This window comes from Kitasatospora sp. NPDC004615 (genome assembly GCF_042873545.1).
Lineage (GTDB): Bacteria > Actinomycetota > Actinomycetes > Streptomycetales > Streptomycetaceae > Kitasatospora.
This window is the reverse complement of record NZ_JBIALQ010000001.1, coordinates 1318225-1343606: the sequence shown is the minus strand read 5'-3', so window position 1 is coordinate 1343606 and position 25382 is coordinate 1318225. Positions and strand designations below refer to the sequence as shown.

The following is a 25382-nucleotide window of genomic DNA, read 5'->3' as shown; positions in this document are numbered from 1 at the left end:
GCGCGCGGCTTCCCCCGGTGCCGCATACCGTGCGAGAGGGGAGCCGACGAGGTCCGGCGGGCGAGGCCCGAGGGCTCACTGGAGGACTGATGGCAGCCACCGATCCGGGCCGTTCGATCGTCCTGGGCGTCGATGCGCTCGGCGATCACGACGACGCGCTGCGCTGGGCGGCGGACGAGGCGGAACGTCGCGGCCTCCCGTTGCGCATGATCCACGTTGTCCAGCCGTCTCCCCGGAGCATGCGGGTGCTCGGGGCGGCCTTCCAGCAGGACCAGAGGCGGGTCGGACGCCGGCAGCTCCACCTCGCCGGCCGACTCGCCCGGACGCGGCACCGCGAGCTGGAGGTGTCCGCCGAGATCCTGGAGGGGGCGCCGGCCCCGGTGCTGGTCCGGGCCTCCCGCGAGGCCGCGTACGTGGTGCTCGGCTCGCGCTCGCTCAGCCGGGTCGAGGAACTGCTCAGCGGCTACTCGATCACCGTGCCGGTGAGCGCGCAGGCCGACTGCCCGGTGGTCGTGGTCGGCGGGCGCCAGGAGGAGCCGGATGACCCGCCCCGAATCGTCGTCGGAGTCGACGGCAGCGCCTCCTCGGCCGTCGCCTTCGCCGCCGCCCTCGAACTTGCGCGGCACCGCGACGCGACGGTGCGGGCCCTGTGGGTGTGGCAGCGGCCGCGCCTGGCACGCATCGACGAGGACGCCACACTCGACGAACTGCGCCGCACGTTGGCCCACACAACGGCCGGACAACTGGCCGCGAACCCGGACGTGCCCGTCACGAGCGAAGTCGTCCCCGGCCATCCCGTCCGGGTGCTCGCCGACGAGTCCCGGCACGCACTGGCCGTCGTGGTCGGACGGCGCGGCAGCGGCGGCTTCACCGGCATGCGGCTCGGCTCCGTGCCCCGCGGGCTGCTGCACGAGGCGAGCTGTCCCGTCGTCACGGTGCCCGGCGTGGCCGAGCAGTAGCCGCAGGTGGGGTTCCCGCACTGCCCTGACTTGCGGAATTGTGTGTGCGGTGCGATATCCGCGACTCGATGGTGTTGACGGCCCCGTGTGCTGAATGGCGCAAACGAACATGCCATCGGCGGGAGCCTGTGCGTACATGAACTAAGTAGCTGACCGATGGCTGTGTGTTGGTATAGGAGAGAATCACGTGGCTGGTGATCAACAAAAGAGTGCGGGATCGTCCCCGGGGAAGGTCGCGGACACATTGGCCGGAGAAGTCGCCCGCAGTCTGCGATCCGCGGTGCAGACGCAGCTGGCATCGGAATCGGCGGAGGTCATGGGACACAGTCAGTCCCACGACAGTGACGCCAGCGGTGTCTGTAGCCACAATCAGACTCCGGCGATTCAGGTGCGGTCCGTGCCTGCGGATTCCGGAGAGCGCATTGTCGTTTACCGGAACCACTCCCAGTCCGGCGGCGGCTTGGCGGATTCCTCGCAGTCGCAGGCGGCCGCCACGCGTGATGCAGGTGATGCAGGCCCTGAGGCGCATTCGCAGACACACAGCGAAGGGACCGGCGGCGGCCACGGACAGACGCACAGCCAGGGCACGGCCCTCGAGGTCCAGAGCCCCGTCAGCCAGCGCTCGGCCGCTACGCGCGATGTGGGCGGCGAGACTCCCCACGAACAGACGCACAGCCAGACGACGTCGGGTGGCGGGGGCGGGGGCAAGCTGGTCGCGGCCACGCGGGATGTCGGTGGGGAGGAGCCGCATTCGCAGACGCACAGTCAGGCGATTGCGCAGGACGCGTCGGAGTTGGGGTCTCCCGCCACGCGGGATCTTGTGGAAGTAAATACTCCTACCTTTCACCAGTTTCACAGCGAGTCGACGGCTGGCGGTGCGGGTGGGGGCAGCAAGTTGGCTGCGGCCGCCACGCGGGGCGTGGGCGAGGAGACTGCCCATGATCAGACGCACAGTGAGTCGACGTCGGGTGGTGGGGGCGGGGGCAAGCTGGTCGCGGCTACGCGGGATGTTGGTGGGGAGGAGCCGCATTCGCAGACGCACAGTGAGTCGACGGGTGGTGGGGGCGGGGGCAGCAAGTTGACTGCGGCTGCTACGCGGGATGTCGGTGGGGAGGAGCCGCATTCGCAGACGCACAGTCAGGCGATCGCGCAGGACGCCGCGCAGTTGCGGTCTCCGGCCACGCGGGGCGTGGGGAGCGAGGAGGATGCGCACTCGCAGACGCACAGTGAGTCGACGGGTGGTGGGGGCGGGGGCAGCAAGTTGACTGCGGCTGCTACGCGGGATGTTGGTGGGGAGGAGCCGCATTCGCAGACGCACAGCCAGTCCATTGCGCAGGAGGCGATGCAGCTGCGCTCGCCTGCCACGCGCGACGTGGGTGGGGAGCCGCATTCGCAGACGCACAGTGAGTCGACGAGCGGTGGTGGCGGGGGCGGCAAGTTGGTCGAGGCCGCCACCCGGGATATGGGCGAGGAGCCGCATTCGCAGACGCACAGCCAGGCCATTGCGCAGGAGGCCATGCAGCTGCGCTCGCCTGCCACGCGCGACGTGGGTGAGGAGCTGCATTCGCAGACGCACAGCCAGGCCATTGCGCAGGAGGCCATGCAGCTGCGCTCGCCTGCCACGCGCGACGTGGGTGAGGAGCCGCATTCCCAGACGCACAGCCAGTCCATCGCGCAGGAGGCCATGCAACCGCGCTCGCCCAGCACACGTGATGTGGGCGACGAAACGCCTCATGAGCAGACGCACAGCCAGACGACGTCAGGTGGTGGGGGAAGCAAGTTGATGGCGGCTGCGACTCGGGATGTCGGGAGCAAGCCGAGTGTGCAGACGTACAGCCAGTACGTCACGGAGGAGGTTGCGGAGCCGGGGTCTCCCGCTGCTTACGACGAGATCCACACCCAGGGGCACAGCAGTTCGTCGCCGGGCGGCGGAACCAGTGCCGATCTGCTACTGGAGCGGGTGGACGCGGCACTGCGTCCGATCATCGAGGCCGAGCTCGGGAAGTCCGGAGACAGTGGGCCGGGGCGTGGCAGTTCGGGCCCGCCCGGTGGGCCCGGTGCCGGGAAGGCCTCGGGGGCCGGGCCGGCGGGACCGCCTCCGTCGTGAGTGAAGTGACGTACTGAAACGAGCGAGAGGTTGCGATCGCCTCTCGCTCCATCACGTGATGCGCTGCGCTGCACTGTGCCGTAAGGAGAGAAAGTGACTACTGTTGTTGCCGCCCCGAGGCTGGGCCTCGCCATCCTGAAAGTGGCGGGGAGGTGCAATCTGGACTGCACGTACTGCTACGAATTCAATCTGGCGGACCAGACGTTGGCCGAAGGTCCGCGCATGATGTCGGACGAGGTTTTCTCCGCCACGATGGAACGCCTTCGCCGGCATGCCGAGATGAGCGGACAGCGCTCTGTCTCGCTGTCCTTCCACGGAGGGGAGCCGTGTCTGGTCGGGGCGGCGCGCTTCGACCGTTGGTGCACGGAGGCGCGCGCTTCGCTGCCGGACCTTCGGGTGTACATCTCCATTCAGACCAACGGCACGCTCCTCAACCGCGAGTGGATCGATGTCCTGCTGAAGCATGACGTCGATGTCGGTATCAGTCTGGACGGGCCTCCGGACGTCCATGACACCTTCCGGGTCCGGCGCAACGGGAGCGGGTCGTACCGTGCGGTGCGTCGCGGGCTCGATCTGTTGCAGAAGCACGGCGTGCGGTACGGGATTCTGGCCGTGGTGCAGTTGGGGGCCGACCCGCTGAAGATTCACCGGCACTTCCTGGAGATCGGTTGTCGCAGTATCAGCTATCTGATGCCGGACATGACTCACGACACCATCGGCGACGTGCACGAGAAGTACGGCCCGACTCCCTGTGCCGACTATCTGATCCCCATTTTCGAGGACTGGTGGAACAATTCGACGCTGGAAGTGCGGATCCGGAACTTCTGGGAGGTGTCCCGTCTGATTCTCGGTGGGTCGAGCCACGTCGATGCCCTGGGGAACATTCCGTTGGGATTCGTCGTGGTCAATCCGAGTGGTGACATCGAAGGGCTCGACGTCCTCAAGGCGTGCGAGGAAGGGATGGTGCGGACGGGCATCAATGTTCTCCGGGACGATTTCGTGGACCTGATCGAGGCGAGCCCGCTGCACAGTCAGATGGTTTTCGACGGTGCTCCCCTGCCGAACGACTGCGTGGGGTGCGTCGAGATGAGCACGTGTGCGGGCGGTTATCACCCGCACCGGTATTCGCGGGACCGTGGTTTCGACAATCGCAGTGTGTGGTGCGCCGATCTGCTGAAGATTTTCGGGCATTTGCGCCGGCGACTCGATGTGGAACCCAAGGAAACGCTCCGGCTCCGCCGCGAGTTGGCCGGCGCCTCGGCGTGATGGGCCCGGCCGGAACCAGCTGTCCGCGCCGAAGGAAGAAAGTGAAGTGACGATGAGCGACCCCAGCACGGGTGGTCAATCCGCGAGCGATGAACTCGCGTACTTTCCCAACGCGGGCAGTGCGCAGCTCGCACTCGTCCGCGATCCGGCGAAGTTCAGTGTTCGCTTCGGGATCGAACGCGATGCGTTGCAGCCCGAGGCCCAGGACCTGCTGCGGAACCGGGCCACTCAGGTGGAGCAGCTGGCCGGCCAGCAGCTCATCGTCTACACGCTGAGCCCGGCCGAGGCGGCGAGTGCGGTGCAGGTGCTCAACCGGGAGCGCAGTGTGGAGGTCGCCGCGCCGGTGCTCCATCGGGCGGGGGGCGGGCAGGACGACATCTATGTCACCAGCAACTTCGTCGTGCAGTTCCGGCCGGAGGTGACCCGTGCGCAGATCGACCAGCTGAACAGTCAGCACGGGGTGCAGGTCGTGGAGGAGCTGGGGTACGCGGAGAACGGGTTTCTGCTCGCGGCTCCCGCCGGCGCGGACGGGCTGGGGGCCATCCGGATGGCCAACACCTACCGCGCCACGGGCCTCACCCTGTTCTCCCACCCCGACCTGATCTCGAAGAAGCACCGGCGCCGGGCCGCCACGGTGGCGGCCCCGGCGGGGGCGGGGCCGTCGGTGCAGGCGCTGCGCGATGCCGGCTATGTCTCCCTCCAGTGGCATCTCCAGGCCGCGAATGTGGTGGACGCGTGGTCGCTCACCATGGGCGACCCCGCCATCCACGTCGCGATCCTCGACGACGGCACCGATACGAGCCACCCGGAGTTCGCCGGGAAGCTGGGGCCTCAATTCGATTTCTCCGCGCACATCCCCGACGCCACGCCGAAGTCGGACCTGGAGAACCACGGCACCGCCTGCACCGGGGTTGCCGCGGCGAAAGGGATCCGGGCGTCCGGTGCGGCTCCGGAGTGCTCGCTCATGCTCGCGCGCTTCCCCGAGTTCCTCGGATCCGCCGACGAGGCGCGCATGTTCCAGTGGGCCGCAGACAACGGGGCCGACGTCATCAGTTGCAGCTGGGGCCCGCCGGACGGGGCGGGTGTCGCCGAGCCGCTGCCCGGCGCCACGGACGCAGCCATCGCGTACTGCCTGCAGAAGGGCCGCGGTGGCCGGGGGATCCCGATCTGCTGGGCGGCCGGGAACGGCAACGAGTCGGTGGATAAGGACGGCTATTCCTCGAATCCGAACGTCATCGCGGTGGCCGCCAGCACCAACCGTGAACGCCGCGCCTACTACAGCGATTTCGGCAACGCGATCTGGGTCTGTGCGCCGTCGAGCGGTGCCGGCTCGCTCGGCGAGAAATCCATCCTCACCACCGACCGCACCGGCGCCAAGGGATACAACGACGGATCCGAAGGCGTGGACGCCGACTTCACGAATTCCTTCGGTGGCACCTCGTCCGCCGCGCCGCTGGTGGCGGGCATCATCGGGCTGGTTCTCTCGGCGAACCCCGGGCTGACCGCCCAGCAGGTGCGGGGCATCCTCAAGGACACCGCCCGCAAGATCGGTGACGGCTACGACGCGACCGGGCACAGCCCCGACTACGGATACGGTCAGGTGGACGCGCACGCCGCCGTCCTGGCGGCCCAGTCCCAGTCGCAGTCCTCGTCCTCGTCCGCTTCCCCGCCCCAGTCCGGTCGCGACTTGTCGGTCTCGGGGCCGGCGGGTGTCAGCCGCTTGGGTCCGCCGCCCGTGTTCACGCTGGATGCGGGGCCGGGGCCGCAGTTGTTCTTCGCGGTGGAGGTGGCGACGGCGGCGATGCTGTTCGATCGTGCCGGTCATGGGGCGGGGCGGAGGGCGGACACGTTCTATGCCTCGTGGCAGGACACGGGGTTCCTGTCGGGCGGTCAGTACAGCCTGCCGGATCAGGCGTGGCAGCGGCTGCGTGCGGCGGATGCCCTGTACTACCGTGCCTGGTTCAGCAGTTCGTCCCAGCAGTGGACGGACGCCCGGGCGACCACGTCCGACGCCGACTTCGCCTCCGCACCCGCTATCAGCATTACCGGTCAGGCCTCGGCGGACCGTGAGTTGTCGGTCTCGGGGCCGGCCGCTGTCAGCCGCTCGGGTCCGCCGCCCGTGTTCACGCTGGATGCGGGGCCGGGGCCGCAGTTGTTCTTCGCGGTGGAGGTGGCGACGGCGGCGATGCTGTTCGATCGTGCCGGTCATGGGGCGGAGCGGACGGCGGACACGTTCTATGCCTCGTGGCAGGACACGGGGTTCCTGTCGGGCGGTCAGTACAGCCTGCCGGATCAGGCGTGGCAGCGGCTGCGTGCGGCGGACGTCCTGTACTACCGTGCCTGGTTCAGCAGTTCGTCCCAGCAGTGGACGGACGCCCGGGCGACCACGCCCGATTCCGACTACGCCGGCGCGCCCTCGGTCGCCGTCGGGGCGGCGCAGCAGGTCGCGGCCCTGCACTCCGTGGAGCATCCGCAGATCAGTGGACCGGCCGAGGTGGCTTCGGACGGCCCGGCGCCGGTGTTCGGCTTCAGCCTGCCTGCCGCCATGCGGTCCTACCGGGTGGAGATCGCCGCCGACGCCGGGCTGCTCGACGCGGCCGCGGCCGCGAGCCGGAACGCGCTCAACTTCTTCGCCTCCACGACTGCCAACGCGCGCGGAACCGGACAGTACCGGCTGCCCGGCGCGGTGTGGGAGCAGCTGCGGCAGAACCCTGACCTCTACTACCGGATCGCGGCCGCGAGCACACCGGCCGACGCACCTGACTGGGTCGCCTTGGACTACTCCACGCCCGACGCCGTCGCCGAGCGCGCCCCGCGCCTGGCCGTCACCGCTCCGCTGGGCGGACACGGAACGGGCCGGGTGCCCGCCACAGGGGCCACCAATGTCACCGATCCCGACGAACTCCACTGGCGTCAGCTCTGACGGAGCTCACTTCTGTGCGGCCGGGGCGACCGGTGCGGGTCTTTGGGTGGTGGCCGGGTCGGGCGTCGGTGAGGGGGCGGTGTTGACGGCGGCGCGCAGGCGTGGGCTGGTGGCGAGGGCGGCCAGGGGGAGGATCAGGGGTGCGACCAGGACGATCGAGGCGGTCGGGCCGCCCGCGCCGGTGATCAGGAAACCGGTGATGCCGGGCCCGGCCCAGGCGATGCTGCCGGCCAGCAGGATGACCGCCGCCGAGATCCGGCCCTGGAGGTGGGTCGGGGAGTCCAGGCTGACCTGGAGGAAGACCAGCGAGCCGATCAGCGGCAGGAAGAAGACGATCACGCCCACCGCCGCGACGGTGAGCAGCATCGAGCCGAGCGCCACCAGCGGCGTGACCGCCAGCCACACCGCCATCACGCCCAGCAGCACGGTGGCCGGCCGGAACCGGCGCAGGACCCACCCGGTGCAGACGCCGCCGACGATCCCGCCGCACCCGGCGGCGGTCAGCACCCAGCCGGCCGAGACCGGGTGGCGTCCCACGTCCGAGGCGCCGATCGCGGCCAGCAGTTCGATGGCGCGGCCCAGCAGGTTGATGTAGGCGACGACGCCCACCAGGAACAGCAGCGGACGCCGTCGGGCCACCCAGCCGAAACCCCGGGTGAGCTCGCCGGCCGTGTGGCGCAGTGGACCCGCGCCGTTCCGGTCGGACGGCGGGCGCGGCAGGTGCTCGTACACCACCTGGGAGAGCAGGGCCAGGGAGAGCAGGTAGGAGACGGCGTCCACCAGGAAGGCGATCGGCGCGCCGAGGGTGAGCAGCAGCCCGCCCAGTGGCGGGCCGACGGCGATGGCGATGTTGGTGCGGACGATGGTTCGGGTGATCGCCTCCCGCCGCCGCTCGACCGGGACGGACTGCCGCAGGACGCCCGACTCGGCCGACGAGAACAGCGTCGAGACCACGGCCGTCGCCGCCGCGGCGGCCACCGCGACGACCGTGGTCAGATGGCCCATCGCCAGGGTGAGCACGAGCAGCAGCGCGATCACGGCCCGGCCGGCGTCGCAGAGCAGCATCAGCGACTTGCGGTTGACCGTGTCGGCGATCAGACCGCTGGGCAGTTTGGCGACCAGCTGGGCGACACCCACAGCCGTGGCCACCAGGGCCGCGTCCACCGCCGACCGGGTGGAGGCCAGCACCGCCAGCGGCAGGGCGAGCGAGGTCATCTCGCTCGCCATGTCGGACATCGCCTGGCTGACCCAGATGAGCGTGTAACTCCTGCTGATCACGGCCCGGTCCCGGTGTCAGCCGGCGGTGCGGCGGACGGCGACGTACAGGCCCTTGGTGTGGCTGTCCTCGTCCACCGAGTCGGCCATGCTGCCGTCGCGGTTCAGGCCGTGCGCGGCGACCAGGTCCAGGCCGGCCGCGTCCAGGAGACGGGTGAACTCCTCGACGGAGTGGTGCCGTTGGAGGTGGTCGATGCTCTCCCGGGACCACACCCCGGGGGCCTCGGCGGACCGCCGGAAGGCGGTCATGTTCAGCCGGAACCGCTCCGGGTCGCCGTTCTCGGGCAGGAAGCGGCCGCGCAGGGTCACGTGCAGGCCCTCCGACTCGAAGACGTGCGGCTCGTGCATCAGCCGGTAGCCGTGCCGGGTGTTGGCGTCGAAGACCAGCACACCGCCCGGGCTCATCACCTGGCCCAGGCTGACCAGGGCCTCGGCCAAGTGGGCGGGGTCGGCGAGGTAGTTGGCGATGTCGCTCATGCACAGCACCACGTCGTAGGGCCCGCCGTGCGCGAACGGCAGCCGGATGTCGTGCACGTGGAAGTCGATGCCGGTGTCCGCGTGGGTGGTCCGCGCGATCGCGATCATGGCGGGGCTGATGTCCGTCCCCGTCGGCCGGAAGCCGCGCTCCGCGAACGCCACGGTGCTGCGACCGGTGCCGCAGCCCGCGTCCAGCAGGCGGTCCCCGGGCGGGGTGGCGCGCTTGATCAGCTGCTCCAGCAGGTCGCCGAAGAGGGTGTAGTTGTCCTCGCGGGTCAGCGCGTCGTAGAACGGGGCGGTGGCGTCGTAGGCGACGGCCGCGTGGTCGGTGGGGACGGTGCTCATGAGCGACTCCTGTTCGGGGTGGGTGCGGTGGGGCGTGCCGGCCGGTGTCCTCACCCGGCCGCGAGCGCCTCGGTGCGGCGCTTGTGGGTGCGCAGCAGTTCCAGCAGGCCCACCGAGAGGGTGTCGTCGAACGCCCGGGAGGCCGCCTCGGTCGCCGACTGCTGGGCGAACTCGCCGCAGCTGACCCAGCGTTCCTGCGGGTAGGAGGTGTAGCCGCCGTCGATGTCCCCGACCTCGTACCCGGGCTTGCCGATCGTCTCCCAGCAGCTGTACAGCGTCCCGTCCGCGTTGACGACCGCGCCGGAGGTGCCGTCCCGCTCGCCGCAGAAGCCGCACTCGCCGCCGCCGGGCCAGTTCACCGTGAACCCGGCCTCCAGGGCGGCGGTGTAGGCGGCCAGGATGGTCTCCACCTCGCCGCCGGAGCGGTCCAGCACGTCGCCGAACATGCCCTCGTAGTTGAGCACCGGGGCGATGTCCAGGGTGCAGCGCGACGGGTCCACCCGTTCGGCCAGCGACCGGACCAGGCCCTCCAGGTGGGGCAGGCCCTCGGCGGTGGTGTTGAGCCGCAGGCCGAACCGCAGGGCGGTGGCGCCCTGGACGGCCGCGAGGTTGTCGAGGATCGACTCGTAGGTGCCGCGACCCGACCGGGTCGCGCGCAGCGAGTCGTGCAGCTCCTTCGGGCCGTCCAGGGTGATCTGCACCGAGCGCAGCCCGACCTGCTCCAGCTTCTCGGCCCGGCGGGGCGTCAGCAGCACCCCGTTGCTGACCATCGAGGCGGCGACCGGCCCCAACGCGGCCAGGCGGACCAGGAGTTCACGGCACGCCCAAGGGTTGAGCAGCGGCTCGCCGCCGAACAGCAGCACGAACAGCCGCCGGGCGCCCGCGCGTTCCATCCGGGGCCGGGTGAACTCGACGATCCGGTCGATGGTGGGGCCGTCGAGCACCTGCCTGTCGATCCGCGGCGGGTCGAAGCGCCCCGGCTGGGCGGCGTCGGTGTTCTGGAAGCAGTACGGGCAGCCGAGGTTGCAGGCCGTCGAGGTGACCACCGTCAGGCTGTAGTCGCTCTTCGGCGCGCGCCGCGTGAGGTCCGCCTGCTCCAGCTCCCGTGCGCCCTCTTCGGTCAGCACACCGTCCCGGTAGTAGCGGTGGGGCAGCAGCAGCGTCCCGCCGGGGCCCAGGTGCCAGACGCCGGACCTGCCTTCGATGATTCTCACGGTTGGCCTGCGCTTCCTGTGACGGGGGCTTCCTGCGACGAGTCGGACGGGGCGTCCGAGCGGAAACGGGGCGCGTGGCCGGAACCCGGGCGCGGCTCCACGGATCCGGCCACGCGGTACTAGCCCTCGAGGTCCGTGTCGTAGACGCCGCAGATCACCTTGGCGCCCTCGTGCATCTCGGCGGTGTGGGCGAGGACGTCCTCGGAGTTGGAGGGGTATTCCTTGTCGTAGATGCCGCAGACGACTTCGGCGCCCTCGTGCATCTCGGCGGTGTGGGCGAGGACGTCCTCGGAGTTGGAGGGGTATTCCTTGTCGTAGACGCCGCAGACGACCTCGGGGGCCTCGAGCTTCTCGGCGGTGTGGGCGAGGACGTCGTCGGCGTTGCCGAGGGGCGACGCCTTGTCGTAGATGCCGCAGACGACCTCGGGGGTCTCGAACTTCTCGGACTTCTCGGACATGAGTCTCTCCAGGGGGTGGAATCGGATGTTCCGGGTGTCGTTCGCCAGTGCCCGGGCAGCCTCGGAGCGACTGCCGGACGGGCCGTCAGGCCGGGTCTTCGGTGCGCTCGCCGTCCGGCTCGGGGGCCGGTTCGGGCAGGTCGATGCCGTGGGCCACGACTTCGTCGTCCGAGACGCCGAGGGGCTCCATGTAGAGCTTGCAGCCCATCAGGTCGGACCCGATTTCGAACTTCTCGATCATCTGGCGCCTCCCGCGTCGGCTGTGCGGCGGATTGCCGTACCAGCGCGGCACCAGCATTGGCGGGTCCGGTTCAAAAGCGGTCCGTCATCGCTTAATTACCGGCTAATGCACAGGTCAAGGCCGCGTCGGCGGCATGTCGGCGGACCGATCGTGCGCGGGGATCCGAGGATTGGCCGGGTGGCAGTATGCGGCGCCCGCACTCCGGCGGGAGGGGCCGTCGAACGGGACGAGGTCCAGCATGGCCGTGCAGCACGTCGGGCTGGTTGTTCACCAGGGGCGGGCCGCCGCGCGGGAGGCGGCGGGGGTCGTGCGCGGGTGGTGCGCGGCGCGGGGGGTTCCGTGTACCGAGATCGACGTGTGGTCGCCGCACCAGCAGCGCCGCTCCGGGCGGGAGGAGGCCCGCGCGGCCGGGAACCCGGACCTGGTCGTCACCCTGGGCGGGGACGGGACCTTCCTGCGCGGCGCCCGGATCGCCGTGAAGACCGGCGCCACCGTGCTCGGGGTCGATCTGGGGAAGGTCGGCTTCCTCACCGAAGTGCCGGCCGACGACCTCGCCACCGCCCTCGACACCGTGCACGCCGGCCACGCCCCCGTCGAGGAGCGGATGACGCTGACCATGCGCGCCTCCCGGCCGCCGGAGGTCCCCGCCGAGCTGGAGCCGTTCCTCAGCCACGGACGCGGCCCCACCCTGCCGCCCCCGCAGGCACGGCCGGAGGGCATCGCCGGGGACGGCTGGGGCGTGCCGCTGGACGTCAACGCCCTGAACGACGTGGTGGTGGAGAAACTCGCCCGCGACCACCAGGTCGGCGCGGGCGTCTACATCTCCGGCAGGCTGCTGGCCGCCTACTCCGCCGACGCCCTGGTGGTCGCCACGCCCACCGGCTCCACCGCGTACAGCTTCTCCGCCGGCGGGCCCGTGCTCTCCCCGCACATGGATGCCGTCGTGTTCACCCCGATCGCCGCCCACATGACCTTCAGCCGTACCGTCGTCGCCGCCCCCGACGAACCGGTCGCGCTGCGCATCCTGCCGAACTCCGGCCGCGCCGCGGTCAGCGTCGACGGCCAGCTCCGGGGCGTGCTCGACCCCGGCGACTGGATCGGCGTCTACCGGGCCCCGCAGCGCGTACGGCTGGTCCGGCTCCACCCCACCGACTTCTACGGCCGGCTCCGCGACCGCTTCCGGCTCACCGACGCCCCCGCCACCTCCGCCGACGGGGCGGCCGCCCCGTTCTTCCGCCCCGACTCCTGCGTCCCCCCGGACCTGGCCGGCCTGCGCCTGACGCCGCCGGCCGCGGCCCGCTGAGACAAGCGTCGGGGTCAGCCCTTGACGGCACCGGCGGCGAGGCCGGAGGCGATTCTGCGCTGGACGAGGAGGAAGAAGACGACGACGGGGAGAGCGGTCAGGGTGGCGCCCGCCATCAGGCCGCCGTAGTCGGTGCCGAAGCTGGTCTGGAAGGAGACCAGCCAGATGCTGACGGTCTGTTTGGTCGGGGTGGAGAGCAGGACGTAGACCAGGACGTACTCGTTCCAGGCCTGGACGAGGGCGAACACCGAGGTGGCGACGATGCCGGGGGCGAGCAGGGGGAGGACCACCCGGCGGAACGCGCCGAGTCGGCTGCAGCCGTCGACCATGGCGGCCTCCTCGAGTTCCACCGGGACGCCGGCGATGAAGCCGCGCAGCATCCACACCGTGAACGGCAGCGTGAACACCAGGTAGGTGGTGATCACACCGGCGATGCTGTCGGTCATTCCGACGTCGTTCAGCAGCAGGTACACCGGGATGATCAGGGCGGTGAGCGGGACCATCTGCACGACGAGGATCACCACCACGAACGCCCGCCGGCCCAGGAAGCGGAAGCGGGCCAGGGCGAACGCGGCGAGGGTGCCGACCACCAGGGAGACCAGGACGGTGCCGACGCCGATCACGACGCTGGAGCGCACGTTGGCCCAGAAGGTCTCGGTGTTCAGGGCCCGGGCGAAGTTGGCGAGCGTGGGCCGGCCCGGCCAGAAGTGCGGTGGCAGGCTGAGGATTTCGCTGGCCGGACGGAACGCGGTGAGGACCATCCAGTAGACGGGGAATCCGATCACCGCGGCCACGGCCAGTCCGAGCAGGTCGCGGCCGAGGGATCGCCGGTGCCTCATTCGATCTCTCCCGTTCTGAGCATCTGACGCAGGTGGACGACCGATCCGGCGAGCAGCAGGACGACCGTCACCAGCGCGATCGCGGCGCCGGTGCTGTACCGGTTGACGGCGAACGACTCGATGAAGGAGTAGATGCCGAGCAGGTAGTACTCCCGTTCGGGCTGGCCGCCGCGCATCAGCCAGATCTGGTTGAAGACGCCGAAGTCCCAGATGGCCATCAGCGTGGTGACCATCAGCAGGACCGGCCTGATCACCGGAAGGGTGACGTGCCGGAAGACCTGTGACGGCCGGGCGCCGTCGAGCACCGCGGACTCCTCCAGCTCCGCCGGGACCTGCGCCAGCGCCGCCCGCAGGGTGATCGCCGCGAACGGCAGCGCCCCCCACACCACGACCGCGACGATGACGGCGAAGCCCTCCCACGGGTCGGTGAACCAGTTGTGCTTGGCCAAGTCGACGCCGGGCAGCCGGGAGAGCGTCCAGTTCACCGCGCCGTAGTCGGCGTCGAACAGCCAGCGGAAGACCGACGCGGCGACCATGGCGGGCATCGCCCACACCGTGACCAGCACCCCGGCGATGACGGCCCGCACCCACGGCGAGACGCGGTGCATCAGCCGGGCGGTGAACAGTCCGCAGGCCACGGTGAGGGCGACGCACACGGCGGTGAACAGCACCGTGCGGAGCACCACCGTCCAGAAGAACCCGTCCCTGAGGATCCGCCGGAACTGCTCCAGCCCCGCCCAGGGCGGCGCCGCGCCGCTGAACAGCTGCTCGCGGGTCATGTCCTGGAAGGCGAGCAGGATCATGTCCACGAGCGGGTAGCCGAGCACCAGGACGAGCGCGAGCACGGTGGGGCCGATCAGCAGGTACGGCAGCAGGGACGGGCGGCGCCGGGGCCCGCCAACGCCCTTTGATTCAGCGCTCATTGATCACTGCGTCGATCCGCTTGTCGGCGTCCCGGGTGGCGTCCTGCACCGAGGCCTTGCCGTTGGCGATCCGTTCGAGCATCTCGGGCAGGATGTTGGACTTCTCCACCGACGTCCAGCCGGGTGCGAACGGCGTCATCCAGCCCCCGGTGGCCGCTGCCTGCGCGGCCGGGCCGTTGATGCCGCCGGCGGCGACCTCGGCCAGCTGGGCGGTGTTGTTGGGCAGGGTGTTCGCGGCGATCAGCGCCTGCTGCGACTCCCGGTCGGTGAACATCCTGATCCAGTCGGCGGCCAGGTCCTTGCGCGCGGACTTGGCCGGCACGGCCAGGGTGGAGCCGCCGAGGAACGGCGGCAGGAGCTTTCCGGACGGGCCGGGGAAGGGGAACGTGGCGAACTCGTCCTTCAGCTTCGGGTCCCCGCCCACGGTCGGGTCGGCGGCGCCGTCGGCCTCCCAGGTGTTGCCGTAGAACACGCCCACGTGCCCCTGCCCGACGACGCCCGGCTGATCGCCGTTGTCCTTGGAGCGGTCGCCGACGTAGTAGGAGTCGATCAGCCGCTTCCACTCGGTGAGCCCCGCGACGGAGGCCGGGGAGGACAGCGAGGACTTCCAGCGGCCCCCGTCCTTCACCGCGATCTCGCCGCCCGCGTCCTTCACGAACGCCATGGCCGCGTACCAGTAGCGGCCCGGCATGTAGAAGGCGGAGAAGTTGGGGTCGGCGGCGCCGAAGGTGTTCTTCAACTTGTCGAAGGCGGAGATCAGTTCGGGGTACGTCTTCGGCGCCCCGGGGACGCCGGCCCGAGTGAACAGGTCGGTGCGGTAGATGCCGACCCGGGCCCCGACGTAGTAGGGCACGCAGTAGGTCCTGCCGTCGTTGCGGCACGCGTCGGCCAGCGCCGGAAGCCAGGCGTCCGACTGGTCGAAGCGGGCCGGGTCGAGCGCGGAGAAGGCGCCGTTGACGATGTAGTTGGTGGTCTCGCTGTTGCCCATCTCCACCACGTCGGGCACGTTCTTCCCGGCGAGGACGGCATCCAGCTTCTGGTTCTTCGTCGTCCACTGCTGGTACTGGACCTCGACCTTGACCCCGGGGTGGGCCTTGGCGAACCGGTCATTGGTGGACTGGACCAGTTGTGGCCAGCTCTCCTGGGCGTCCACGGCCAGCCACACCGTGAGCTTGCCGCCCGACTCGGAACCTCCTCCCGAGCCGGAGCCGGAGCCGCACCCGGCCGCGGCCAGGGGCAGGAGGAGTAATGCTAGGACGGCAGGGCGAATGAACGGGCGAGTGGTCATGGGGGTCTCCAACTGCACTGTGGGGGTCGTGTTCTGACTACCCATCAGGCGGGCCGGAGCTTGCAAAGGTCTAGACATTTGGCCGGAAGACGACGGCCGGTGTCCCACGGAGGTGCGGCGCCCCGGGGTCGCCGGCTCAGTCTTCGTCCTCGGCGGGCATGCTGGTGATCCGGCGGCCGGTGACGGACACCGGACGGATGCGGATCCAGCTGGTGCGCGGCCCGCCCGCCCAGGGCTGGACGGCGAGGTCGCGCATCAGCCGCTGGAGCGTCGGCTTGTCGTCGATCCGCTCGGCGGTGCCGGTGACCAGCACGCTCCAGCCGTTGCTCCGGCGGTCGTCGATCCGGTCGACCTCGAAGGAGACGTCGGTGCCGGGCGGCGGGTCGGCGGCGCTGTGGTGGTGGGTGCGGTAGACGACGGTGTGCCGGTCGACGGCGTAGTTCACCGGGAGGATCGCCGGGCCGTGTTCGCCGGGCAGCCCGATCCGTCCGACACCCCGGGTGCCCACCCGGTCCCAGCACTCATCCTCGGTGAGCCGCACCAGCACCGGCCGGGGAGCGGGCGGTGCCTGCCCGGGAGGCGGGTCGGCGCGGCCGGCGACCAGCTCGTGGTAGGTCACGCCGAGCGCGGCGGCGATCCGCAGGAAGCCGTTGGGGTCGAAGCCCGGACCGGCCGCGGTCAGCAGCTCCAGGTAGGAGCGCGACATGCCGGCCCGGTGGGCCAGCGCGTCCGGACTGAGGCCGATCTGTGCCTGCCGGTCGGCGATCCGGTGGGCGACCGCGGCGGCGGCCGACGGGCCGGTCCGGGGGTGCGGTTCCATGGATTTCCACCTCCTGGCGGTCAGGCCCGGAACAGGGCGACCTTGAGCGCCCCGGTCCCGGCGGCGTTGCCGAAGACGTCGTAGGCGTCCGGCATCTCGTCGAGCCCGAACCGGTGGGTGACCAGGCCGGTCACGTCGAGCCGCCCGGCGGCCAGCAGGTCGAGCAGCAGCGGTGTGCTGTCGGTGTCGACCAGGCCGGTGGTGATGGTGATGTCCTTGATCCACAGGTCTTCGAGGTGCAGCACGGCGGGACTGCCGTGCACGCCGATATTGGCGACGTGCCCGCCGGGCCGCACCAGCCGGGTGCAGAGCTCGAAGGTGTCGGGGATGCCGACCGCCTCGATCGCCACGTCGACACCGAGCCCGTCCGGGCTGAGCGCCCGCACCGCCTCCTCCGGGTCGCCGTTGCCGGGCAGCACCTCGTCGGCCCCGGCCCGCTCGGCGGCGGCCAGCCGGCCCGGCGCCAGGTCGACGGCGACGATCCGGCGCGGGCTGAACAGGCGGGCGGTGGCGATCGCGGCCAGGCCGATCGGCCCGGCACCGATCACCGCCACCGTGTCGCCGGGCCCCACCCGGCCGCTCAGCACCCCCACCTCGTACGCGGTGGGCAGGATGTCGGCGAACATCAGCGCGGTCTCGTTGTCGACGGTGTCCGGCAGCGGGTGCAGCGAGTTGTCGGCGAACGGGGTGCGCACGTACTCGGCCTGGGTCCCGTCGACCAGATGCCCCAGGATCCACCCGCCGCCGCCCGTGCACTGCCCGTACCTGCCCTGCCGGCAGTACCCGCAGCGCCCGCAGGCCGAGATGCAGGAGACCAGCACCCGGTCACCGACCGCGACGGTGCGGACCGCGCTGCCGGTCTCGACGACCGTGCCGACGGCCTCGTGGCCGAGCACCCGGCCCTCGGTGACCTCGGGCACGTCGCCCTTGAGGATGTGCAGGTCGGTGCCGCAGATGGTGACGGCGTCCACCCGGACGACCGCGTCCTCCGCGTCGCGGACCACCGGGTTGGGGACCTCGCCCCAGGTGCGCCGGCCGGGCCCGTGGTAGGTCAGTGCCTTCATCGCTCTCACGCCCTCCGCTGTCGCTTCCCCTACCAGCCTGGGCGGTTCCGGCCGCCCCCGCCACGGTTGCCGGGGCGGCACGGCCGCCGACCCCGTGCGCACACTGGAAACCGGGCGACGCACACGGACGGAGGTGGACGCGTGCAGTCCGACACCCCGCAGCGGCGGGCCGAGGCCCTGCACCGGCTGATGCCGGACGCGTGGACGCTGCGCCACCGCGGGTTCGCGCCACTGGACGAAGGGCTCCGCGAGGCGCTGTGCGCCGTCGGGAACGGCTACCTGGTCACCCGCGGGGCCGCGCCCGAGGCCGTCGCGGACGGCGTGCACTACCCCGGCACCTACCTGGCCGGCTGCTACGACCGCACCGCCTCCGAGGTCGGCGGGCGGGTGTTCACCCACGAGGACCTGGTCAACTGCCCGAACTGGCTGCCCGTGACCTTCCGCTGCGCGGACGGCGACTGGTTCACCGGCCCGCCCGCCGAGCAGGAACTCGAACTCGACCTGCGCCGCGGCGTCCTGACCCGCCGCGCCCTGTGCGTGGACGGCGCGGGGCGGCGCACCCGGCTGGTCCAGCGCCGGATCGCCAGCCAGGCCCGGCCGCACCTGGTGGCGCTGGAGACCGTCCTCACCGCCGAGAACTGGTCCGGCCGGCTGGAGGTCCGCTCCGCGCTCGACGGCACCGTCACCAACAGCGGCGTGCCACGCTACGCGGGACTCACCGGCCGGCACCTCACCCCGCTGCGCCAGGGCCTCGACCCGGACGGCACGCTGTGGCTGGAGGTGTCCACCGGCGCGGGCCGGCGCATCGCGCTCGCCGCCCGGCACCGCGTCCGGGTCGGCGGCCGGCCCGTCGAGGCCGCGTCCGTCGAAGCCGCGTCCGTCGAGGCCGCGTCCGTCGAGGCCGCGTCCGTCGAAGCCGCGTTCGCCGACCGGACCGGCGAGGGCCTGGCCGCCACCACCTTCGCCGTGGAGGCGTCCGCCGGCACGGCCGTCACCGTCGACAAGGCCGTCGCCGTCCACACCTCGCACGACCCGGCCACCGGCGACCCGCTCGACGCCGCCCGCCAACTCGTCGCCGAAGCCGAGGACTTCGACCACCTGCTGACCGAACACGCCCTGCGCTGGGCGCAGTTGTGGCGGCGCTGCCGGATCGACGCGGACTTCCCGGGCCGCGGGCCGCTGCACCTCGACCTGTTCCACCTGCTGCAGACCTGGTCGGAGCACTCCGCCGACCTGGACGTCGGCGTACCGGCCCGCGGCCTGCACGGCGAGGCATACCGCGGCCACGTCTTCTGGGACGAACTGTTCGTCCTGCGGGTCCTCGACCTGCGCTTCCCCGAACTCGCCCGCGCCGTCCTGCGCTACCGCCACCGCCGCCTCGACGCCGCCCGGCGCGCCGCCCGCGCGGAGGGCCGCCGCGGCGCCAGCTACCCCTGGCAGAGCGGCAGCGACGGGCGGGAACAGTCCGCCCAGGTGCACCTCAACCCGCTGTCCGGCCGCTGGCTGCCCGACCACAGCCACCTGCAACGGCACATCGGCTCCGCCGTCGCCTACAACATCTGGCAGCACTATCAGGCCACCGGCGACCTCGGCTTCCTCGCCGAGACCGGCGCCGAGACGCTGCTTGAGATCGCCCGCTACTGGGCGTCGGCCGCCGAGCACGTGCCGTCCCGCGGGCACTGGTCGATCCGCGGGGTGCTCGGCCCCGACGAGTACCACGACGCCTACCCCTGGGCGGACCGGCCCGGGCTCGACGACAACGCGTATACCAACGTCCTCGCCTCCTGGGTCCTCGCCCGCGCCCAGGACACCCTCGACCTGCTGCCCGACCGCCGCCGCGGCGAACTGACCGAGCGCCTCGCCCTGGACGCCGCCGAACTCCAGCACTGGCAGGACGTCGGCCGGCACCTGCACGTGCCCTTCCACGACGGAGTGATCAGCCAGTTCGACGGCTACGAACACCTCGCCGAACTCGACTGGGCGACCTACCGCCGCCGCTACCCCGACCTGCGCCGCCTCGACCGGATCCTGGAGGCCGAGGGCGACACCGTCAACCGCTACCGGGCCTCCAAACAGGCCGACGTGCTGATGCTCTGGTACCTGTTCTCCGCCCACGAGGTCCGCGACCTGCTGCGCCGCCTCGGCCACCCCGCCGAGCACGAACTGATGCGCCGCACCGTCTCCCACTACCTGCACCGCACCGTCCACGGCTCCACCCTGAGCTCCGTCGTGCACGCCTGGGTACTGACCCGCTGCGACCGCCGCGCCTCCTGGAAGCACTTCCGCGACGCGCTCACCGCCGACCTGCGCGACAGCCAGCGCGGCACCACCCGCGAGGGCATCCACCTCGGCGCGATGGCCGGCGCCGCCGACCTGCTGCAACGCTGCTACACCGGCCTGGAACTGCGCGAGGACGCCCTGTGGCTCGACCCGAGGCTGCCCGCCGCGCTCAGCGGCCTCGCCCTCGACCTGCACTACCGCGGCCACTGGGGCGTGCGGATCACCGTCGACCGGCAGACCGCGACCGTCGCCCTCGGCACGGACCGGCCGGAACCCGTCACGGTGCGCTTCCGCGGCACCGCCGTCCCGGTGCGGCCCGGCGAGAGCCGGACCTTCACGCTCTGACCGGGCCCGATGCCCCACGGGCCAGGGCCGGTCGGCCCTCGCCCGTCCCACCGGGCACGCCTACCGTGGAAGTTGCTGGTGCGCGGCCGTTCGAGCCGCCGACCGGAGGAAGGAACCAACGATGCGTGCCGTGATCGTCTACGAGAGCATGTACGGCAACACCGGGCAGGTCGCCCAGGCGATCGCCCACGGCATCCGGACGACCAAGCCGGACGCCGACGTGCGGTGCCTGCCGGTCGCCGAGGCCGAGACCGAGGCCGTCGGGGACGCGGACCTGCTGGTGGTCGGCGGCCCCACACACATGCGGGGCATGTCCACCGGCCTCAGCCGTACCGTCGCCGCGAAGACCGGCGCACCGGAGGAGAGCCCCGGCCTGCGTTCCTGGTTCCGGTCCCTGCCGGCCGAGGGCGCGGGCACCCGCGCCGCCGCGTTCGACACCCGGGTCGAGGGGAAGCACTCCGGAGCGGCGGCCGACGGCATCGCCGCGCGCCTCACCCGCCACAACTACGACCTCACGGCCGAGCCCGTCGGCTTCCTGGTGGAGGACGTCGGTGGACCGCTGCGCGACGGCGAGCTGAACCGGGCCAAGGAGTGGGGCGCGGCGATCGCCTGACGGGCGCGGCCGTCAGTGGGCGGCGGCGCAGTCCGGGTGGCCCCAGCCGGAGCCGACCTTGGTGATGGTCGCGCCCTTCGGGTACGCGGTGCCGCACGGGCAGGTGCCCGGGAAGCGGGCGGCGAGGGTGCGGCCTCCGGCGGACTTGGTCGTGCTCTTCGCGGCGGTGGCCCGGCGGGGCTTGCTCGCGGGCTTGGCGGCCGAGCTCTGCGGGTCGGGCTCGGGCAGGTCGGCCGCGGTGCCGGACGCGCCCTGCTGGGTGCGGGCGGCGTCGCTGGCGGCCTTGTCCGCGATGGCGTTCAGCGGGTCGCCGTCCACCTGGTGCGCCGCGACGTAGACGAAGGTGACGTCCCGGCCGGTCAGCAGCGCGTCGATCCGCTGGATCAGCTCCTGATTGGCGACCGGCTTGCCCGCGGCGGTCTTCCACCCGTTGCGCTTCCACCCCGCCAGCCACTTGGTGACGGCGTCGCGGGTGTAGGTGCTGTCCAGCCGCACCTCCAGCGACACGCCCGGGTCGGTGGAGGCCAGCAGCTGCTGGAGGGCGGTCAACTCGCCGATGTTGTTGGTGCTGTGGCCGAGCGCCCCGGACTCCCAGCGCTGCGGCACGGCCGCACTGTCGGCGACCACGTACGCCCAGCCCGCCGGCCCGGGGTTGCCCTTGGCTGCTCCGTCACATGCGGCGATCACTCGTTCAAGCATGTGTCGATCATGCCAGGCGCCGCACCGGGGCGGCGGCGGGTGGTCGGTCAGGCGAAGGCCTCGGGGGAGGGGGAGCGGGCGGCGGACAGGTCGATGGGGGCGCCCGGGTGGAGGGTGGTGGCCCGGAGGTTGCGGGTGACTTCGGTGGTGGCGGCGTCGAACTGGGGGGCGGTGATCTCGAAGGTGGCGCTGGCGAAGAGGCCTTGGGCGGCGAGGGCCGGGTCGGGGTGCGGGTTGCGGGACAACTGGGCCGCGCGGTCGCGGAGTTCGAGCATGGTGGGGATGGCCAGGGCCAGGTGGCGGGGGAAGCCGTCGAACGCGGAGGCGAGGTAGCGGAGCAGGACGGCGTAGCGGGAGTTGAAGGCGACGGCCTGCTCGTAGACGCCGCTGGTCTGCTCGTACCGCTGGTAGTCGGCGACCTTGGAGTCACCGTGGATCGGGTAGGCGTCGTCCCAGGAGACGTCGATCAGCGGGCCGCTGGGCGGGTCCTTGGGGCGGTCGTGGGGGCCGTAACCGCGGCCGGTGTAGATCTCGTTGAAGCGGAACCAGTGGGCGAGTTCGCGTTCCTCGCCGAACACCTCGTTGCTGTTCCAGATGGTGTCGTGGACGCCCTCGCCCTGTTCGGTGATGGTCTCGATCGCCAGCAGCGCGGTGGCCAGGTCCTCGATCGGGAAGACTTCGCCGCCGGAGTTGTAGAAGTCCTCGGGGCCGACCTGGCGTTCGGGGCCGCCGGTGAAGACCCGGTCGTGGCCGAGGGTGCGGACGAGGTACTCCAGGCCCTGGCGAATGGTGTCGTAGAACTGTCCGATGGAGGTCCAGCCGTCGCCCGGGGTGGCCGGGGGCGTCATGCTCTTCGGCTGTTCGATCCGCAGGAAGGTCTTCAGCGCCTCGGGGGAGAAGTGCCGCAGGCCGATCGACGGGACGGTCTCGCCGCTGAACGGCAGCCTCGCCGGGTACTCGGCGACGACCCGGGAGTCGACGACCGGGGTGCCGCCGACGGCGTTGAGCAGGTTGGCGGCCAGCGTCATGTGGAGCATCTCCTCCATCAGGACGGCGCGGATCCCATAGTAGGCGGGCGTGTTGGTGCCGGGGCGGATGGTGTACATGCCGGTCATGTAGACCGGGATGGTGAGGTGCTCGACCTCCAGCGCCGCCTGGAGGTAGGTGCGCAGCTCGTCCAGGGTCTTCGGGACGGCGAAGCCGGCCTTCTCCACTGCCAGGGCGGTCCTCATGCGGGTACCTCCGCTTCGTCGGCGCCCCGGATGTCGGCCGGGCGCCGGTCGAGGAGCAGGTCGGTGTGGATCTGCTCGGCGCTGCGCAGGGCGAGGGCCAGCATGGTGAGGGTGGGGTTGCTGGTGCCGACGGACGGCATGCTGCCGCAGCCGACGGCGTACAGGTTGGGGTGTTCCCAGGTGCGCTGGAAGCCGTCGACCACGGAGTCCTTCGGGGAACTGCCCATGATGTGCGTGCCGGCGCCGTGCCCGGCGCCGCTGTAGGCCAGGTCCATCGTGGTGCCGTCGATGGTGTGGGTGAAGTGGCCGAGCGGGGAGACGCCGTCGCGGGGCGTGAAGTCGGTGTAGTCGGTGGCGCCGAGGTGCTGGAAGATCTGCCCGGCGACCAGGCGGGCCGCGTAGATCCCGTCGCGGGTGTGCTGGTCGAGGTCGTAGGTGAGGACGGGGCGCAGGTTGCCCATCGCGTCGCGGTAGCGGCGGTCGACGGTGACCCGGTTGGCCGGGTTCGCGGACTGCTCGACGGCGACCTGGAGTTGGAGCTGCCGGCCGATGGTGGAGCCGAGCAGGCGGCGCAGTTCGGGGCCGAAGACGCCGTCGGGGCGGACCTCGCCGTTCCTGTCGCCGCCGATGCCGAGCGCGGTGGCGACGTTGCTCATCGGGGCGCCGGTGGCCCAGCCCCAGCCCCAGTTGCCGATCTCGATCCGGAACGGGGCCCGGCGCCGGCGTCCGTCCCCGAACCGGAAGACCTCCCAGCCGGAGGTGTGCCCGGGCCCGCGGAACGGGCCGACCGGGCCTCTCTTCTCGTCGGCGAGCGCCCAGTTGAGGATGGTGGGGTGGTCCATCAGGTTGCGGCCGACCTGGTCGCTGCCGTTGGCGAGCCCGGAGAACAGCAGCAGGCGGGCGTTCTCGATGGCGTGCGCGGCGAGCACCACCGTGTTCGCCTCGACCACGTACGACCGGCCGACCGGCGAGACCGGGTCGGTGTAGGCGCGGAACTCGACGCCGCTCACCCGGCCGCCCATGGTCGGCCCCGCCAGGCGGACCCGGGTCACCACGCAGCGGGTGGCGAGCGTGACCGTCCTCGGGAAGCGGGCCTGCTGGCGCAGCGGGTGGGACTTGGCCTGCACCGGGCAGATCGGCACACAGCTCGCGTTGCCCACGCAGCGCTCGCCGTAGTTGGGCAGGCCCACGGCGCTGGCCGGCCGGTACCGTTCCGGCTTGTAGTCCGGGTTCGGGGTGGAGTTGCGGGCCTGCGGCAGGCTGTGGACCTTCAACGGGTAGGTGTCGTGGGCGACTTGGTCCGGGATCTGGGTGCCGTCGAGGCCGGTGCAGTACTGGTCGATGTAGCTGGGCGGGATCCGGTGCATCGGGTAGACGTAGTCGGGGTCCGTGACGACACCGAGCTCGCGCTGATCGGCGGCGTCCCCGGCCACGCCGATCTCCAACTCGGCCCGGGCGTACCAGGGTTGCAGGTCCGCCGCGTCGATCGGCCAGTCGCGGCCGTAGCCGAAGCGCTCCTTGGTGGCGAAGTCCTCGGGGTGCATGCGCGGCACCGCCCCGAGCCAGTGCATCGCCGCGCCCCCCAACTCCCGCAGGTAGTCGGTGCCGTAGGGCAGCCGGCCGTTCTGCACGAAGTAGCCGCCTGCGGTGTACTCCCGCTCACCGGGCTCCGGGTCGGTCACCGGTGCGAGGTCGAGGACGTCGGGGAAGGGGGCGGCGGTGCTGCGCCGGTAGGCGGAGTTGGGCACCTTGGCGACGGCCGAGTAGAAGGTGGACAAGGAGCCCAGGTAGCCGGGCCAGGTCTCGGTGCCGCCGTTCCCGGCCTCCAGGACCAGCACGTGCCAGCCCCGGTCGCCGAGGTCCTTGGCGAGCAGGCTGCCGGCCCAGCCGCCGCCGACGATGACGACGTCGTAGCGGCGGCGGACCGCCTCGTCCGCGCTGACGGTCTCGGTCATGCGTCCTCCTTCGAACTGCCGGGCCGCTCGGCGGCGGTGGGGACGGCGGGCGGTCGCTCGGCGGCGGCGGCGGCGGCGGCGGTGGCGGTGGCGGTGGGGACGGCGGACGGTCGTTCGGCGGCGGTGGGGACGGCGGACGGCGGAATGTGGCGGGCGGCGCGGAGCCCGGGCAGCAGGTGCCCGGGGACGGCGTCCAGGGCGACCTCGGCGGTCAGCCCGGTGCGGAAGGGGAGTTCGGCGAAGCCGAGGCCCTCGCGCAGCGCCGCGGTGTCGGGCTGGGCGGGCGGCTTGACCGCCCAGGTGCCGAAGCCCGGCGGTTTGGCGCCGGACGGGTGCCCGTGGAAGGTGCGCCAGGCCAGGCCCTCGACGTAGGACTCCGGGGCGACCACGAACTCCTCGTTGGCCACCTGGCGGCGCAGCGCCGCGTGGGCGGCCGGTGCCAGGCGGGGCCAGGCGCCGGTGAGCCACAGGTAGGTGAGCGCCCGGGCCACCTCCAGGTGGACGGGGGAGAGGCTCTGCGGGCCGCCGCCGTCCGCGACGGCGGCCTTCCAGGCGGCCCGGAACTCGCCGAACTGCTCGGCCCCGACCTGCTGTTGGGTGGTCTCCAAGTAACGTTCGGCCATGCCGGTGCCGTACAGGTCGAACGCGGAGAACCCGGTCAGCGGGACGGACAGCTTGACGAAGTCCTCAACCTCTTTGGTCACAGCGGGAATTGTCATCGCGCTCCTCTCTCACGGGGGAGGTCGCCCGGCCCGG

21 protein-coding genes are annotated in these 25382 nt (G+C 71.6%); 7 read left to right on the top strand and 14 right to left on the bottom strand.

Annotation, left to right across the window (positions count from 1 at the left end):
* Positions 1 to 89 precede the first annotated feature (89 nt).
* The 4 genes from ACFYS8_RS05985 (at position 90) to ACFYS8_RS05970 (ending at position 7255) form a co-directional block, all read left to right on the top strand.
* Positions 90 to 959 carry a universal stress protein gene (locus ACFYS8_RS05985; protein ID WP_387636323.1) on the top strand — a complete coding sequence of 290 codons (870 nt, stop codon included), beginning with the start codon at positions 90 to 92 and terminating at the stop codon, positions 957 to 959.
* Positions 960 to 2301: 1342 nt separating this feature from the next.
* Positions 2302 to 3066, top strand: a complete 765-nt coding sequence (locus tag ACFYS8_RS05980) for a hypothetical protein (RefSeq protein ID WP_387636321.1) — start codon at positions 2302 to 2304, stop codon at positions 3064 to 3066.
* A 93-nt stretch (positions 3067 to 3159) separates the two neighbouring features.
* On the top strand, positions 3160 to 4332 hold the full coding sequence (locus ACFYS8_RS05975; RefSeq protein WP_387636318.1) for a radical SAM protein: 1173 nt from the start codon (positions 3160 to 3162) through the stop codon (positions 4330 to 4332).
* 52 nt (positions 4333 to 4384) lie between these two features.
* Positions 4385 to 7255: a S8 family serine peptidase gene (locus tag ACFYS8_RS05970; RefSeq protein ID WP_387636869.1), complete on the top strand. Its 2871-nt coding sequence runs from the start codon at positions 4385 to 4387 to the stop codon at positions 7253 to 7255.
* A gap of 6 nt (positions 7256 to 7261) precedes the next feature.
* Here ACFYS8_RS05970 and ACFYS8_RS05965 read toward each other — a convergent pair whose 3' ends face one another.
* From ACFYS8_RS05965 to ACFYS8_RS05945, 5 genes are all read right to left on the bottom strand, one after another.
* A complete protein-coding gene (locus tag ACFYS8_RS05965) occupies positions 7262 to 8533 on the bottom strand; it encodes an MFS transporter (RefSeq protein WP_387636315.1) in 1272 nt (423 codons plus the stop codon).
* 15 nt (positions 8534 to 8548) lie between these two features.
* The gene (locus ACFYS8_RS05960; RefSeq protein WP_387636313.1) at positions 8549 to 9352 is read right to left on the bottom strand and encodes a class I SAM-dependent DNA methyltransferase; all 804 of its coding nucleotides are present in this window, start codon (positions 9350 to 9352) and stop codon (positions 8549 to 8551) included.
* Between the two features lie 50 nt (positions 9353 to 9402).
* Positions 9403 to 10566 (bottom strand): radical SAM protein, encoded by a 1164-nt coding sequence (locus ACFYS8_RS05955; RefSeq protein ID WP_387636311.1) that lies wholly within the window; start codon positions 10564 to 10566, stop codon positions 9403 to 9405.
* Between the two features lie 119 nt (positions 10567 to 10685).
* Entirely contained in the window at positions 10686 to 11024 is a 339-nt protein-coding gene (locus tag ACFYS8_RS05950; RefSeq protein ID WP_387636309.1) for a hypothetical protein, read from the bottom strand.
* Positions 11025 to 11109: 85 nt separating this feature from the next.
* Positions 11110 to 11265 carry a hypothetical protein gene (locus ACFYS8_RS05945; RefSeq protein ID WP_387636306.1) on the bottom strand — a complete coding sequence of 52 codons (156 nt, stop codon included), beginning with the start codon at positions 11263 to 11265 and terminating at the stop codon, positions 11110 to 11112.
* Between the two features lie 238 nt (positions 11266 to 11503).
* Here ACFYS8_RS05945 and ACFYS8_RS05940 point away from each other — a divergent pair, with 238 nt between their 5' ends.
* Positions 11504 to 12568 carry an NAD(+)/NADH kinase gene (locus tag ACFYS8_RS05940; RefSeq protein ID WP_387636303.1) on the top strand — a complete coding sequence of 355 codons (1065 nt, stop codon included), beginning with the start codon at positions 11504 to 11506 and terminating at the stop codon, positions 12566 to 12568.
* Positions 12569 to 12582: 14 nt separating this feature from the next.
* On the opposite strand, the gene ACFYS8_RS05935 is transcribed toward ACFYS8_RS05940, so the two are convergent.
* The 5 genes from ACFYS8_RS05935 to ACFYS8_RS05915 form a co-directional block, all read right to left on the bottom strand.
* Positions 12583 to 13407 carry a carbohydrate ABC transporter permease gene (locus tag ACFYS8_RS05935; protein ID WP_387636300.1) on the bottom strand — a complete coding sequence of 275 codons (825 nt, stop codon included), beginning with the start codon at positions 13405 to 13407 and terminating at the stop codon, positions 12583 to 12585.
* Positions 13404 to 14330, bottom strand: a complete 927-nt coding sequence (locus tag ACFYS8_RS05930; protein ID WP_387636297.1) for a carbohydrate ABC transporter permease — start codon at positions 14328 to 14330, stop codon at positions 13404 to 13406. The genes ACFYS8_RS05935 and ACFYS8_RS05930 overlap by 4 nt, the downstream gene beginning before the upstream one ends.
* Positions 14320 to 15618: an extracellular solute-binding protein gene (locus ACFYS8_RS05925; protein ID WP_387636294.1), complete on the bottom strand. Its 1299-nt coding sequence runs from the start codon at positions 15616 to 15618 to the stop codon at positions 14320 to 14322. Before ACFYS8_RS05925 ends, ACFYS8_RS05930 begins: the two co-directional genes overlap by 11 nt.
* 136 nt (positions 15619 to 15754) lie before the next feature.
* The gene (locus ACFYS8_RS05920) at positions 15755 to 16438 is read right to left on the bottom strand and encodes a pyridoxamine 5'-phosphate oxidase family protein (RefSeq protein ID WP_387636291.1); all 684 of its coding nucleotides are present in this window, start codon (positions 16436 to 16438) and stop codon (positions 15755 to 15757) included.
* A gap of 20 nt (positions 16439 to 16458) precedes the next feature.
* Positions 16459 to 17502: a zinc-dependent alcohol dehydrogenase family protein gene (locus ACFYS8_RS05915; protein ID WP_387636289.1), complete on the bottom strand. Its 1044-nt coding sequence runs from the start codon at positions 17500 to 17502 to the stop codon at positions 16459 to 16461.
* Between the two features lie 141 nt (positions 17503 to 17643).
* On the opposite strand from ACFYS8_RS05915, the gene ACFYS8_RS05910 reads away from it, so the two are divergent.
* Together ACFYS8_RS05910 and ACFYS8_RS05905 are read left to right on the top strand one after the other, a co-directional pair.
* Positions 17644 to 20127 (top strand): glycoside hydrolase family 65 protein, encoded by a 2484-nt coding sequence (locus tag ACFYS8_RS05910; protein ID WP_387636286.1) that lies wholly within the window; start codon positions 17644 to 17646, stop codon positions 20125 to 20127.
* Positions 20128 to 20248: 121 nt separating this feature from the next.
* On the top strand, positions 20249 to 20740 hold the full coding sequence (locus ACFYS8_RS05905; protein ID WP_387636284.1) for a flavodoxin family protein: 492 nt from the start codon (positions 20249 to 20251) through the stop codon (positions 20738 to 20740).
* A gap of 12 nt (positions 20741 to 20752) precedes the next feature.
* Here the strand turns inward: ACFYS8_RS05905 and ACFYS8_RS05900 are convergent, their stop codons facing one another.
* The 4 genes from ACFYS8_RS05900 to ACFYS8_RS05885 are packed head-to-tail and all read right to left on the bottom strand — an operon-like array spanning position 20753 to position 25330.
* Complete coding sequence (locus ACFYS8_RS05900) at positions 20753 to 21439, bottom strand: ribonuclease H (protein ID WP_387636282.1); 687 nt, start codon at positions 21437 to 21439, stop codon at positions 20753 to 20755.
* A gap of 47 nt (positions 21440 to 21486) precedes the next feature.
* On the bottom strand, positions 21487 to 22671 hold the full coding sequence (locus ACFYS8_RS05895) for a ferritin-like protein (RefSeq protein WP_387636280.1): 1185 nt from the start codon (positions 22669 to 22671) through the stop codon (positions 21487 to 21489).
* A complete protein-coding gene (locus ACFYS8_RS05890; RefSeq protein ID WP_387636277.1) occupies positions 22668 to 24626 on the bottom strand; it encodes a GMC family oxidoreductase in 1959 nt (652 codons plus the stop codon). Before ACFYS8_RS05890 ends, ACFYS8_RS05895 begins: the two co-directional genes overlap by 4 nt.
* Positions 24623 to 25330 carry a hypothetical protein gene (locus ACFYS8_RS05885; RefSeq protein ID WP_387636274.1) on the bottom strand — a complete coding sequence of 236 codons (708 nt, stop codon included), beginning with the start codon at positions 25328 to 25330 and terminating at the stop codon, positions 24623 to 24625. The genes ACFYS8_RS05890 and ACFYS8_RS05885 overlap by 4 nt, the downstream gene beginning before the upstream one ends.
* Positions 25331 to 25382 lie beyond the last annotated feature (52 nt).